The sequence below is a fragment of the Pontibacter populi genome, from assembly GCF_040278685.1.
GTDB lineage: Bacteria > Bacteroidota > Bacteroidia > Cytophagales > Hymenobacteraceae > Pontibacter > Pontibacter populi.
Window position 1 is genome coordinate 317,851 of sequence record NZ_JBEOKT010000002.1, and the last position, 13,317, is coordinate 331,167.

Annotated in this window: 14 protein-coding genes and 1 other RNA gene; 5 read left to right on the forward strand and 10 right to left on the reverse strand. The window is 45.5% G+C overall.

What is annotated here, in order from left to right; all coding sequences use genetic code 11:
• The first annotated feature begins 9 nt into the window (after nt 1-9).
• Nucleotides 10-213: a YwbE family protein gene (locus tag ABS362_RS03250; RefSeq protein WP_350410853.1), complete on the forward strand. Its 204-nt coding sequence runs from the start codon at nt 10-12 to the stop codon at nt 211-213.
• Between the two features lie 28 nt (nt 214-241).
• Here ABS362_RS03250 and ABS362_RS03255 read toward each other — a convergent pair whose 3' ends face one another.
• On the reverse strand, nt 242-628 hold the full coding sequence (locus tag ABS362_RS03255; RefSeq protein WP_350410855.1) for a four helix bundle protein: 387 nt from the start codon (nt 626-628) through the stop codon (nt 242-244).
• Nucleotides 629-663: 35 nt separating this feature from the next.
• Nucleotides 664-1,380: a RadC family protein gene (gene radC / locus ABS362_RS03260; protein ID WP_350410856.1), complete on the reverse strand. Its 717-nt coding sequence runs from the start codon at nt 1,378-1,380 to the stop codon at nt 664-666.
• 139 nt (nt 1,381-1,519) lie between these two features.
• Between radC and ABS362_RS03265 the strand changes: the two genes are divergently transcribed.
• The 4 genes from ABS362_RS03265 to uvsE all read left to right on the forward strand — a co-directional run bounded on the left by ABS362_RS03265 (nt 1,520) and on the right by uvsE (nt 5,283).
• Entirely contained in the window at nt 1,520-2,755 is a 1,236-nt protein-coding gene (locus ABS362_RS03265; protein ID WP_350410857.1) for a metallophosphoesterase, read from the forward strand.
• A 199-nt stretch (nt 2,756-2,954) separates the two neighbouring features.
• Nucleotides 2,955-3,488 carry a hypothetical protein gene (locus ABS362_RS03270; protein ID WP_350410858.1) on the forward strand — a complete coding sequence of 178 codons (534 nt, stop codon included), beginning with the start codon at nt 2,955-2,957 and terminating at the stop codon, nt 3,486-3,488.
• A gap of 196 nt (nt 3,489-3,684) precedes the next feature.
• A complete protein-coding gene (locus ABS362_RS03275; RefSeq protein ID WP_350410860.1) occupies nt 3,685-4,338 on the forward strand; it encodes a carboxypeptidase-like regulatory domain-containing protein in 654 nt (217 codons plus the stop codon).
• A gap of 51 nt (nt 4,339-4,389) precedes the next feature.
• Nucleotides 4,390-5,283, forward strand: coding sequence for a UV DNA damage repair endonuclease UvsE (gene uvsE, locus ABS362_RS03280; protein ID WP_350410861.1), 894 nt, complete (start codon nt 4,390-4,392; stop codon nt 5,281-5,283).
• Here uvsE and ABS362_RS03285 read toward each other — a convergent pair.
• From ABS362_RS03285 to ABS362_RS03320, 8 genes are all read right to left on the reverse strand, one after another.
• The gene (locus tag ABS362_RS03285) at nt 5,278-5,775 is read right to left on the reverse strand and encodes a DUF4112 domain-containing protein (protein ID WP_350410862.1); all 498 of its coding nucleotides are present in this window, start codon (nt 5,773-5,775) and stop codon (nt 5,278-5,280) included. The two genes, uvsE and ABS362_RS03285, sit on opposite strands and share 6 nt — an antisense overlap.
• Before the next feature lie 105 nt (nt 5,776-5,880).
• Nucleotides 5,881-6,090 (reverse strand): hypothetical protein, encoded by a 210-nt coding sequence (locus tag ABS362_RS03290; RefSeq protein ID WP_350410863.1) that lies wholly within the window; start codon nt 6,088-6,090, stop codon nt 5,881-5,883.
• 220 nt (nt 6,091-6,310) lie between these two features.
• The gene (locus ABS362_RS03295) at nt 6,311-6,550 is read right to left on the reverse strand and encodes a hypothetical protein (RefSeq protein WP_350410864.1); all 240 of its coding nucleotides are present in this window, start codon (nt 6,548-6,550) and stop codon (nt 6,311-6,313) included.
• A 127-nt stretch (nt 6,551-6,677) separates the two neighbouring features.
• Entirely contained in the window at nt 6,678-7,289 is a 612-nt protein-coding gene (locus ABS362_RS03300) for a trimeric intracellular cation channel family protein (RefSeq protein ID WP_350410865.1), read from the reverse strand.
• 107 nt (nt 7,290-7,396) lie between these two features.
• Nucleotides 7,397-7,766: a transfer-messenger RNA gene (ssrA, locus tag ABS362_RS03305) on the reverse strand.
• Between the two features lie 259 nt (nt 7,767-8,025).
• Nucleotides 8,026-9,162, reverse strand: coding sequence for a transglutaminase-like domain-containing protein (locus ABS362_RS03310; protein ID WP_350410866.1), 1,137 nt, complete (start codon nt 9,160-9,162; stop codon nt 8,026-8,028).
• Nucleotides 9,163-9,433: 271 nt separating this feature from the next.
• Nucleotides 9,434-10,819, reverse strand: a complete 1,386-nt coding sequence (locus tag ABS362_RS03315) for a S41 family peptidase (protein WP_350410867.1) — start codon at nt 10,817-10,819, stop codon at nt 9,434-9,436.
• A gap of 28 nt (nt 10,820-10,847) precedes the next feature.
• The gene (locus ABS362_RS03320; RefSeq protein WP_350410868.1) at nt 10,848-13,205 is read right to left on the reverse strand and encodes an ABC transporter permease; all 2,358 of its coding nucleotides are present in this window, start codon (nt 13,203-13,205) and stop codon (nt 10,848-10,850) included.
• Nucleotides 13,206-13,317: the final 112 nt, after the last annotated feature.

Genomic DNA, 13,317 nt, shown 5'->3' on the forward strand with positions numbered 1-13,317 from the left:
CTATAATCTATGGACGGAAGAAAACGCTCGAATATAAAACCAGGCCTGCGGGTAAACATTGTGATGAAGGAAGACCAGCGCACCGGCCACCTCACAGAAGGCTACGTGCAGGATATCCTCACCAACTCCCCTAACCACCCACACGGTATAAAAGTAAGACTCGAAACCGGCGAAGTGGGAAGGGTGCAGGAGATTTTGGAGTTAGAAAGTTAGAAAGTTTAGAAGTTAGAAAATTTGGAAGTCAGAAAGTCATTTTTTTTGTAGCGTTCTTTCTTATGGTTGTAAGGATAGCGGTAAGCTCGGCAATTTCACTTTTCAGATGCATTAGACGATCAGAAGGAATTATTCCTGATTCTTCCAGCAACTCTAACCAAAACTGGCTTTCATCTGCTTCTTCTAAAGCAATACCTATTTTAGCAGCAAACTCTGCACCTGACCGTGCCCTGCAAGCAGCACGATAATTCGCAGCCACAGAAGTTGCAGAACGCAATAATTGTTTCCCTAAAATTTGAGCATCAGGCTTACAAGACAAGGCCTGAAATAGTTTAAACACACGCAAAGCAAAAGCTTTAGTCCTCAACTTAAACTTCTCAGCAAACTCAAAATTACTAACTCTAACTTCTTGCATCCCTTTCTAACTTTCTAACTTCCAAACTTTCTAACTTACAGCATCCCTTCATCAGCGAAGCTATAGTAGTCGGTGTTGGTGAAGATGATGTGGTCGAGTATGGGGAGGTCGAGGAACAGGCCGGCTTCTTTCATTTTTTTGGTGAGGGAGATGTCGGCGGCGCTGGGTTTGGTGTTACCGCTTGGGTGGTTGTGCACCAGTATAACAGAGCTTGCCAGCTGCTCAAGTGCTTTCTTGAAAATGATCTTCGGGTCGGCAACGGTTCCGGCTACACCACCGGCGCTAATGCTTTCCTTATTCATGACAATGTTAGCGCGGTTCAAGAGTATGATCCAGAATTCTTCGTGCGGCAAATCCAACAATTGCGGCTTTATATAGTTGTAGATGTCGGTGGAACAGGTGATCTGGGTTTTAGCGGTAGCGGCAGTTTCTTTACGGCGGCGGCCAAGCTCCAGGGCACTGACTATAGTTATCGCTTTTGCTTCACCTATACCTTTATGCTTCATCAGATCTTTCACCGAGAGGCGGGCCAGTTCGTTCAGATCGTTGTTAACCGCAGAAAGTATCAGTTTGGCTACATCTACAGCAGTTAATTTAGGCGTTCCGGAGCCAATTAGTATCGCAATCAGTTCGGCGTCGCTTAGTGCAGCTTTGCCTTTTAGTAGCAGTTTTTCGCGCGGACGGTCTTCTTCGGCCCAGGTTTTAATGTTAAGCGCAGGCGTGTAAGCAGCAATAGTGTCAGTGTCTTTCATGCGGTACAATATTTGATAAGTAAAAGCTGTGATACTGAAAGTATTTTATAGTTTATTTAGTTCAGTGGCAGGTGTTTTTTACTTCTGCTTTTAATTATATTTTCTTTGCTGCCAGTCGCTATAGTGCTGGCTCTTTTTTATGATGCAACGCATGATGTCTTTTGTAATTCTTATACTCCTCCTGTTCCTGGTAGACCTGTATGTGTTCCAGGCGCTTAAAACTGTCATACAGAGCTTAAATCCGGTAACACAGCAGTACATTAAAATCGGTTACTGGGTACTTTTTGCTGCAGCGGTTATCGTGTTTGCCATCTTTGCCAATACACCAAGACACCCATCCACTGCACTAAAGGTATACTCAACCAACATCTTTTTTATACTATATGCCAGCAAGTTGCTGATAGTATTCTTCCTGTTTGCAGATGACCTGATACGACTGGGTAAACTAACACTCGGTGCCCTTAACACAGACGTACAGTATGATCCTTCGCGCAGCAAGTTCCTGAGCCAGATGGGCTTTTTGGTAGCGGCGGTGCCTTTTACTGCTTTTATTTATGGCATGGTAAAGGGTGCTTATGATTACCGTGTAAAGCGCATTACCCTTAAATTCCCGAACCTGCCTGCCGCGTTCGATGGCTATAAGATGCTTCAGATATCGGATCTGCATACAGGCAGTTTTCATTCTAAAGAACCTTTGCAGGAAGCAGTGCGGCTAATTAACAAGCAGGAAGCAGACCTGGTGTTCTTTACCGGCGACCTGGTAAACAACGTGGAAACAGAGCTACACAACCACCTCGACACCCTAAAAGAGATCACAGCTAAAAATGGTGTGTTCTCGGTGCTGGGCAACCACGACTATGGCGATTATGTGAACTGGAGCAGCCCTGAAGCCAAACGCACCAACCTGAGCAAACTTATAGATTCGCATGGTAAAATGGGCTGGCAGATACTGATGAACGAACACCGTAAGATCGAGAAAGACGGCGAGCATATAGCTGTGCTGGGTGTAGAGAACTGGGGTAACCGTGTCGGATTTCCAAAGTATGGCGACCTGGGCAAAGCGTATGCCGGCACTGAGCAAAGTCCTTTTAAAGTATTGTTGTCGCACGACCCGTCGCACTGGGATGGCGAGATCAACCAGAAATATGATGACATAGATCTGACTTTATCGGGGCATACGCATGGCATGCAGTTTGGCGTAAATGTGCCCGGCCTTAAGTGGAGCCCGGTGCAATACGTTTATAAACAGTGGGCAGGCTTGTACCAGAAAGGAAAGCAGTACCTGTACGTAAACACTGGCTTGGGCTTTATCGGCTATCCGGGTCGCGTGGGCTTTTTACCTGAAATTACGGTGTTTGAGCTCAAAAAAACATAAACTAAATCACCCTTAAAATGACGGACCGGCTCTCAATGCCGGTCCGTTTTATTTTGCCCGAACTATAGTTAACAGGCCTTCCTTCCAATACATTAATCAACCTTACCAATTGCTGCACGTAAAAAATCAGGCACACTACCGGCAAAACTATAGTTTACCGAGGCCTGTGTGCCACATGTATAACGCTAGAAAACAAACCATGAAGAAGATAATTTATAGTATGAGTATGGCTGTTGCTATACTTTTTACGGCCTGTTCCGAAGATAGAGGAACAACCACTGAGGTGGCAGACGCCAACGAAAACGAGAATGTTAATCCTGCTCATATAAGAAACTACCCGTTACCAGGCACTGCCGGAAACTCAACTGCTTACGTCAATACAAATAACAGCGCAACCAGCACCCAGCCAACTCCCAAGTTATCAGCAACAGAACTGGTGTATGCTTACTATAATGAGACCAAGCCGGAAGAGATCTACAGATCTCATAACTATCAGTTTAGTGCTACTCAGTTAGTGGGCGGCAGGGCTGCAGAAGAAGGAGCTGAAACCGATAATAACACTCAAAAATCCGGCACAACGATGGCACCGTCCAGCACTACAGCCTCCGGAGAAAGCCGTGGCGCTACTGACAGCAGGGCATCTGGCAACGAGGAAAAGAGAATTATAGACTACAATAAACAGCCGGATAACTCTGGTAGCCAGAAGAAAAAAAGACTGACTCCTTATCAGTAACAACTATAGTTAGCACACAACATCTAAAAGCCTGCAACAAACATATTTGCAGGCTTTTAGTTTTATACAGCATCAACCAAAATTATGACATACTATATATAGGTTTAACTATAAATTTTGGAGCTCGCATACTTTTTGGCCATCTTTGGCGTATTACAAAAGGCAAAATATATTGCTACTGCACCCAACCCTATACATGCACCGGTACCTCTGCGTTATTAGCTGCACCCTTGCCCTGTTGCTGCTGGCCACTGTGCCCGTGCTGGCGCAGCGTAATGTCAGAATTAGCGGAACTGTACTGGGGCCTGACAAAAAAACACCTGTACCCGGGGCAGGCATAATCCGGTATGGCACCACACGGGCTGTTATTTCTGATGCTGAAGGAAAATTTTTGATAGATGTGGCTGCTGAGGACACGTTGCTGATCCGGGCGGTTGGGTATAAACCATTACTTTATTTGCCTCAGCGACTGCCTGTTTCAGAGATGCGTGTAAATATAGTGCTGCAGGAAGACAGCGTAATGCTTGGCGAAGTAGAAGTGACTAACCGGCCATCAGAAGAAATGATACAGCGTGCCCTGCGCAACATGAACCGCCCCGACCCGAACTATGTAAAAAACCCGGCTTATGTAGAGCCTCCCAAACCTGTAGAACTGCCACCTCCGCCCCCTCCTACTATTCTTACCCCGATCAGTTTGCTGTATGACCTGTTCTCGCGAGAGGGCAAGGAACTACGAAAGATGCAGGAAATTTACCTGATGCAAGAACTGCAGCGGCAGCTGAAGGAACAGGAAGATTATAACCGCTTTTTTAAAGATAACACCGGGTACGAACAAGAAAAAAAGCAGTAAAACCCAAACAAAACCGCAAAGCTATAGTTAGCATAAACAAACTATAGCACCATGAAAATAGGTTACCCCTGCATCAATCAGTCCTTAGACTGTACCTCTTCGCGCACCTTCCGGCTGGCATCTTATTCTGAAGAGCGCCTGATAGAAACGGTGGCTCTGAACCTGAGCTGCCTGCAGCGCATACTGGAATACAATGTGCAGAACGGCTTACTTTTTTTCAGGCTCACCTCCGACCTGGTGCCTTTTGCATCGCATGAGATAAATCAATATAACTGGCAAGAGCATTTTAAAACCCAATTTCAGCAGCTAGGCAACTATATAAAGCAGCATAACCTGCGCATTTCCATGCACCCCGACCAGTTTGTGGTACTTAACTCGCCTAACCCGCAAACGGTAAAGAACAGCATTGCCGAACTGGTGTACCAGGGCACAGTACTTGATTTGATGGAGCTGGACACTACCGCTAAACTACAGATTCATGGTGGCGGAGGTTATGGCGATAAAGGCTCGGCGTTAGCTCGTTTTGCAGAAGTTTATCATACGCAACTATCTGATGCTGTAAAAGCCAGGCTTTGTGTAGAGAACGACGACCGAACCTATAGTTTACTGGATTGCCTGCACTTGCACGAGCTCACCGGGATACCCATTATTTTTGATAACCTGCACCACGAGTGTGTGAATAACGGCGAACCCATGCGCGAAGCTGTTGAAATGGCAGCATCAACCTGGCAACCGGACCGGGATGGCATTTTAATGATGGACTATAGTGCACAGGCACCCGCCGAGCGCAAAGGCAAACACGTACAAAGCATTTCAGAACAGCTTTTCCACGATTTTTTAGCCGAGACCGAAGGCCTGGATATGGATATTATGCTGGAAATAAAAGATAAGGAAACCAGCGCCCTGAAAGCCGTAGAAGTTGCCAGCGCGCTGGGCCGTTTATAGTATAGCTGCCAGCTGCAGGTAGATCCATTCGGCCAGTTCCCAGAGTACCCAGATAAGCAATGCAAACAGCAACACAATGCCTATAATTACACCAATGATCACGTTTTTACCACTCCCCTGGTACTTACCTTCCTGGTAGTGTTTTGTTAGCAGGCGCACATTTCGCTCGTTGGCTTTAAAGAAAAAGTCGAAGATATTACCCAGCACCGGTATACTCCCGATCACGGTATCAAGCGCGATGTTGATGAGCATGAGCGTCACCAGTTTTCCGCTTGCCCCGTGTCGGGCCATCGTCATTACCAGCATTGCCGACACACCAAACGAAGCCAGGTCGCCGGCTACAGGCAACAGGCCAAGTATAGGGTCAAGGCCAAAACGGAAATTAGTACCGGGCAACCTGAATTGATTGTCCATTAACTTCACCATGTGGTTTACCCATTTCAGTTTCTCGGTGTGCGGGTTACGGCTGTAGCGTATGTTTTGTGGTTCCATAGTAGGCGCTTATACGCATATATAGCCATAAAGTATAAGCATACTGTTATAAGCCTATAGTTGGTCATCTACAGCTGGGTTAACTTACCACAGGCAACCCTTAGTTTAGTTGTGCCTGCTATACTTGTTCTTTTTGAAGTTCTTCTTATTCCGGGCATCCCATTTCTTGTTCTTGCTCTCTTTGCGGTTGCGCTCAAATCGCATGCTTTGCCCGTCGTCATCAACAAGTATAGCCTTACGTCCTTGCATCGGGTTGCAGGAGGCAGTCAGTAAGCAGATAAAAGTATAAAGCAAAAGGTGTCTAAGTATTCTCATAGGTAAAATGTGAATTGGCAACCGCATTAAACTATAGTTGATGCATGAATGCCGGTAAAACATAAACTTTACTTGAAAAGAGATTACTTTATACTTTGATTATGGATATTGGTTTATTTCAACTCTAAATAAAATTTATTTTATACCCACTAATAAAGCAAAAAGGCAGAAAGTATAGTTTACAACTATAGTTCCTGCCTTTTACCTGGTTAAGAAAACGCTACTTTTTCTTGCCTTTGCCTTTACCCTTTCCTTTGGTGTGGCCCGGGTTTGTTGTGTTTGGGTGATGCGGGTTATTCGGATTCTTGTACCAGCCCTTGTGAAGGCCATTGTCTTTGCGGGTGGTGCCTGCGCTACCAATTCTCACAGATTTACTGTCTACTATGATAACTTTACCTGTTCTGCTACTTGTCGCTTTTTTAGACGATGAACAAGAGGCTAATACTGCTATTGTGGCCATTAGCCATACTACTTGCTTAAAATGCATTACTTTACTTTTATAAATACCTGGGACTCGAACGAAAATCCGGCTGCAAAAGTATCTGATTAAAGAATATGGTGTACAAAGCGCCACCAAAAATTGCACTTTATTTTATGCGTTTAAATTTCGGAAGGCTCAGATTGTACTTAACTGCCACCAACCTGATAACTATAATTAAGAGTACCGATAACAGGAAAGCAAACGTGCGGTGCACCTCCAGGTTAGCCAGCCCGATGTAAACAAACGCCCAGGCAAGGCAAGGGCTGGCATACACTTCTTTCTGGAAGATAACCGGTGTTTCGTTTGTTAACGTGTCGCGGATAACGCCACCCATAACAGCCGTAAACATACCCATAATGGCTGCAATAACAGGATCAACGCCAAGGCTCAGCGCTTTTTCAGTGCCAACTATAGTAAACAGTGCTATACCCAGCGTATCGAAAAGCGAAAGGGTACGGCGCAAACGCAGCAACCATTTGTAAAAAACCGACGCAAACAGAATACCAGCAAAAATAGCATACAGAAACTGTACATCTGCGATCCAGACCAACGGGTAACTGCCTAATAGTATATCCCGCAGCGTACCTCCACCAATGGCCGTTACAAAGCCGGTAAAGCCTGCCCCAAACCAATCCTGGTCTTTTTCATCCACAGCCAACGCCCCCGATATCGCAAACACGAACGTCCCGATCAGTTCAAGTATGTATTGTATTTCCATGGATAGCAGCGACTGTTACAATTTCAATTCAGCAAAAATACGAATGGCGGATTCATAAAACACAAAAAGCCCGCAGTTCTCACAAACTGCGGGCTTTTTATACTTATTGGTGGAGATGCAGGGATTCGAACCCTGGTCCAGACAAGGAAACCAACGGGCTTTCTACATGCTTAGGTTCATTCGGATTGTAGGGAGCTTGCTAGTATAAACCAAACTAATGCGCACTCCTTAGGTGCTTAATTTCGCCTGTGCACCACACCTTTACACAAACTAGTAAATCGGATCGAAGCCTCTGATGTGCAAGCAGATTCACGAAACCTGCACGAGACTATGGCTAGTGCTTAATACCTAGATTAAGCAGCCATGGCGTAGTTATATTCGCCAGTTATTGTTTGAACGGATTTTTAACAGGTGGTACGTTCATCACCCGACATGCTTACACGCAATCTGCACAAGCTGTCAATTCCGGTCATCCCCATAAGTTAAAGAACGAATTCTTGATTTCTATACTTCAAGAAGTATGCCACAAACATACGCAATTTTATGGCATTCTGATGTCGTTTAAGTTATTATTTAAACACATTTCTACGGCTTAAAAGTTCAGCAGGCCGGTTAAACTATAAACGCTATAGTTTCAGGAAATGTCATTAAATACCCAACCCTTCCTCGGCATGCAAACTACATACCTCGGAAGGGTTTGGGTTTCAACTAAACTAATCTAACTATTCGGGGTAATTTATTTTTTTGCTGTCGTTGCACTGGCCTTTATCACTGGCGCCTGGTACAGGTCAACTATAGAATTAGTGTATTTGCAGTACTCTATCGGGTTATGGATCTGGAACACTTTAGGTTGCTTGGCACCAACTGGCACCAGCATCAGCGACTTTTTAGAATCCACTGTCTCGCGGGGAAAGCCCACACCTTCGCGGTTATCAAATTTCACATCAAAGTAATACAGGTAAGGATACACCCAGTTTACATACTGCGCTTTGTCGGCCCCGGACAGGCTTCTGATCTCCAGCTTTTTATAGTTGTTGGCAATGGCCTGCTGAAATTCCACAGCGTTTAGAGGCACATTATTCAACACTGGCATCACATCAAACTGGCCATCCAGCATTACCCATTTTTTAAGATCTGGCAAATAAACTTCCAGCAGCACGTGGCCGGCGCCAAATTCTGTTGTTTCCACCTCTTTCATTTTAAGGCCCATAGTTCTGGCTGGCAACCCTATGGCGTTAAGGCAGGCTGTTGTTACAATACCGTACTCAACACAACGGAACTGCTTGCCCTCTTTTACTTCGGATAGTATGGTCAGTGCATCCGGGTTTGATGGCTGGTTCATGCCATTGTGCTCCCATTGCTTGTGCACCCAGTTTACCATTCGCAGCGCTTTTTCGGTATCGTTGGCGGCGCCGGCAACTATAGCATCCAGGTTATATTTGGCACGCAGTTCGTTCAGGTACATGTTGCCATCATTCTGCTCATACAGCATCGTATAGGCCGGAATTTTGTTTGTCTCGTTAAACTCCAGGGCTTCAAAACCAAAACCTTTAATTTCGGTCAGGGCATAGTCTTTATTATTGAGCAGTACATAAAACCGGTTCGATTTGCCAGGCTTCACATTAAAGCTGATAGAATCGGAATCGGTGTAAAAAGTAAACTTTACTTTATTGTTATGCACCGGCACCTTCAACACATCTATCGCAATCTGTGGCGATACACTCCAGTTTCCTTTTACTAATTCGGTGCCAACTTTATAGTCTGCAACCTTGCTGGTAGCCTCAATTACGGGCAGGCCTTTGTAGGTTTTCTGAGCAATGGCAGGCGCTACCAGCACCAGCATCACAAGTAAAAATGATAATGACTTTTTCATGGTTTTAGATTGTACTTAATGGCTTATTGATAATTTTTTTTTGAGCGTAATGGTTTTGATAACATCTTTTGTTTGTTATGCCAGCTGCTTTCCTAATTTGTGGCCTACAAAAACACTATAAGAAATTTAGATGCCAAAAACAAAAAACACTTGATTATCAGCTACTTAAACATATTTCAACTTTTACCCTGTTCGTTTCTGATACACCTGCCCGCGATACACCTGTGCGCTTTTGCAACACTTCAGAGCAGGTGTCAGCTGGCTCGTTAGCTTATTTTGCTGCCAGTTTCTGGCCTTTCAGGTGTTTCAGGGCGCGGTCCAGCACGGGGTCTTTCTTCTGGGTGTAATCCTGCAGGGTCATTTTTACTTCTATGTCCGGTTTCACGCCGTAGCCTACAAACTCACGCCCGTCCGGGTAAGTATCTTTTTTAGTGCAGATGCGGGCCATGCCACCGCCCGGCAAGTCGAACAAGAAAGGCTGTCCGGTGCTGCCAAAAGAGTTCTCACCAATCCTGGTCATGTGCCCTTGGTTATCGGCATAGATCAGGAAATCTTCAGCGGCAGAGGCGGTCTGGTGTCCGATAAGTATGGAGGTAGGCACGATCACTTTCTCGCTTTGCTTAACCTCATTCCTGGTAGGGCTATAGTCAAAAGTTTGCATCAGTTTGTCCTGGTAAGCCAGCAGCGACTTAGTAGCCCATTCGTTGTTAACTGTATCTTTGGGTTCTGTAAATTTGCCCCATGCCTTAAAGCTTGCCAGGTGCTGGCGTGTTGAGTTCTTCGAGCCATAAAGCAGGGTATCGGGGCTTAGGTAATTCAGTATCTCAACACCTATACCTGTAGATCCACCCCCATTACCTCGCAGGTCAACTATAAGCGCTTTTGCTTTGCGCAGTTCAGGTAATTTAGCCAGGAACAACTCATTTATCTTCGGGTCATGGAAACCGTTCAGGGCCAGGTATGCAGTCTGGTTCGGGTACCATTTTAACTCCAGCAGTTCCTTTTTCTCAAGAGCCGGGTACACTTCCTTTTCAGCTGTTTTGGCATGTGTCAGCGTCAGTGCTTTTACCTTGCCTTTCGGTGTTCTGTACTTTATGTCGTACTTATCTCCCTTCAACCCCTTCAGCATATTAGAAATAGCCCAGTCCATCAGCACATAATCCGTTGACGAAGAAATATAAGGTAACACGTGCTGTTTCAGATATGCTGCGGTCGGCATACCATTCACCTCGATGATCTCGCTGCCTACTGGTATCTCTTCCTTTGCGCTCAGGTTGGTTCTGGTAATAATGGCTTTGTTATCGATGTTAGTCAGGAAGAGCTTATACTTACCGAAGTTGCTGGTATACAGCAGCGTGTCGATGCGTTGCGGAAAGTATACATTGGTATGGCCATCGTTCAGCAGGGCGCAGAACTTCTGCAGCTCACGGTAATATTCGTAGTCGTTTGGTGTTTGCTGCACGTTGTTAATGGCATCGCGGTAGGCGTTGTCCCATTTGGTGCGGTCCACTTTATCCAGGTACACGAAATTATAGTTTACTTCTTGCCAGAACTTAGACAGCCCGTATACTTTATCGGTGGCTGATAAGGTATTAGGTAGTTGTGCATTTGCCACAAGGGCTACCAGCAATAAGATGGGTAATAAAAGCTTTTTCATGGTTTTACTTTATACTTTGGGCAATTACTTATTCTGTTCTCAGAGATGTGATCGGGTTGGCTACGGCCGTTTTAATGGCATGGAAGCTGAGCGTGACCATGGCAATGATGAAGGTAGAGACACAAGCCACCGCAAAAATCCACCAGCTTAGTTCGGTACGATCAGCGTAGTCCTGCAGCCAGCCGTTCATCAGGTACCAGCCCAACGGCAAGGCGACCACATTGGCAACCAGCACCAGTTTCAGGAAGTCTTTGCTGAGCATGAACACGATACTTGAAACCGAGGCACCCATCACTTTGCGAATGCCGATCTCTTTGGTGCGTTGCTCTGCTGTGAACAGGGCCAGGCCAAACAACCCAAGGCAGGAAATGAAGATGGCGATGCCTGCAAAATACTTGGTAAGCTCCCCGATGATAGCTTCCGTTTTATAGATGTTCTCGTAGTCGTCGTCAATAAAATGATATTCGAACGGGAAAGCCGGGTTATGCTTTTTAAGGATACCCTCCATTTTGGCAAGCGCCTCTGTTGTTTTGCCAGGAGCAATGCGTGCCAGCATAAAGTTGTTGTTCTGTGGCGCTAACCGCATGACCAATGGCTGCACTTTTATCTGTATAGGGGCAGTATGGAAATTCTTTATCACACCGATAATAGTCCCTTTTTTCTCCCATTCCAGCCACTCTCCTACCGGTTCTTTTAGTTGCATCAGTCGGGCAGCTTCTTCATTGATCATGAAAGCCGCTGTGTCTGTACCAAACTCTCTTGAGAACTCACGGCCACTTTTAAGTTTTACATCCAGTGTTTTCAGCAGGTCATAATCTACATTTAATGTACTGAAGAGGATATCGGCATTCGGATCTTTACCTTTCCAGTTTATACTTGTGGAATTACCTACTGCTATCGGGCTTTGGTCTGTTGAAGAAACGGCAACTATACCCGGCGTATTCATCAGCTCTCGTTTTACCACTTCGTATCGGTTTCGCAAGTCGCCTTCCAGGGGTACATACACCAGGTTCTCGCGGTCCATACCAATGTTTTTAGTCCGGATAAAGTGCAGTTGCAGGTACACTACCAGCGTACTGATGATCAGCAGCCCTGAAAGTATAAACTGGAAAACCACCAGGCCTTTGCGGAATATGCCTACACCTTTGTTCATTTTTACAGTGCCCTTCAGTACAACTGCCGGGTTAAAAGACGACAGGAAGAAAGCCGGGTAACTACCCGAAATAATACCTGTAAGTACAGCCACGCCCAGCAACATAGCCATCAGTGTCGGGTTTGCAAGATCAAGTTCTATGAATTTTCCGGTCAGGTCGTTGAACTGTGGCAGCAGCATACCAGCCAGGTTCAAGGCCAGGAACAGCGCCAGAAATGCGATCAGCACCGACTCTACCATAAATTGCTTTACCAGCGCAGATTTGTTGGCACCAATAGCTTTGCGCACGCCTACTTCTTTGGCGCGTTTAGCCGAACGAGCCGTAGCCAGGTTCATGAAGTTGATGCAGGCAATGACAAGAATAAATATGGCAACAATAGTAAAAAGGCGCACATTCTCTATTCTGCCGCCACCAACTTTACCCGCTCTGAAATCGCTGTATAGGTACATATCAGAAACAGCCTGCACAAATACATCCGAGTCATCGTCTTTATTATAGTTGCTGATGATAGGCTCTACTTTTTTATTGAATGCATCAATATCAGTTCCGGGTTGCAGTTGTACAAATGTTCGGATACCATAAGCGGCCCACATTTTTGTCCATTGATGCATCGGGTCGTTGGCCAGGTCCTGGTAAGGCATCAGGTAGTCGAACTGCAGGGATGAGTTTTCAGGAATATCCTTTAAAATGGCCGTAATACGATAGGTTGCCTGGTTATTTACTTTCACCATTTTATCAAGCGCCGCTTCTGCTTCGCCAAACAGGTTAATGGCACTTTCTTCGGTAATAACCATGGTATTGGGCTGTTGTAATGCCTGCGCCGGACTGCCATGCTGCACCGGGAAAGTAAACATCTTCAAAAATGCTGGGTCTACATAGCGGCCAGTCAGTTTCAGGGATTTGTCGTTGTATGCAAAAAGCTGTGTAGACGACCAGTTCATGCGTGCAGCCTCTTTTACTTCCGGCATATCTGCTTTCAGGGCTTCGGCCAGCGGGCCTGGGTTTGCATCTGTGTTCAGGTCATCGGCTCCCGGGTAATGCTGAATAACCCGCACACGGTACAGGTTATCCAGGTCGCTATGGAACCGGTTAAAACTAAGCTCATCCCGCACCCATAACAGGATAAGTATACTACAGGTCATACCTAAGGCCAGCCCCGAAATATTGATAAGGGAAAAAACTTTGTGGCGCATCAGGTTACGGTAGGCCATTTTGATGTAGTTCTTGATCATAGTGCTGGAATTTTATTGGCTCAGGTAATAAATCTTGTTTTTGAACAGTAACAGGTAAGCAACTGCCTGTTGCAAAATCAACAGAAATTAAAATGCCAGTTTTTTTAAACAA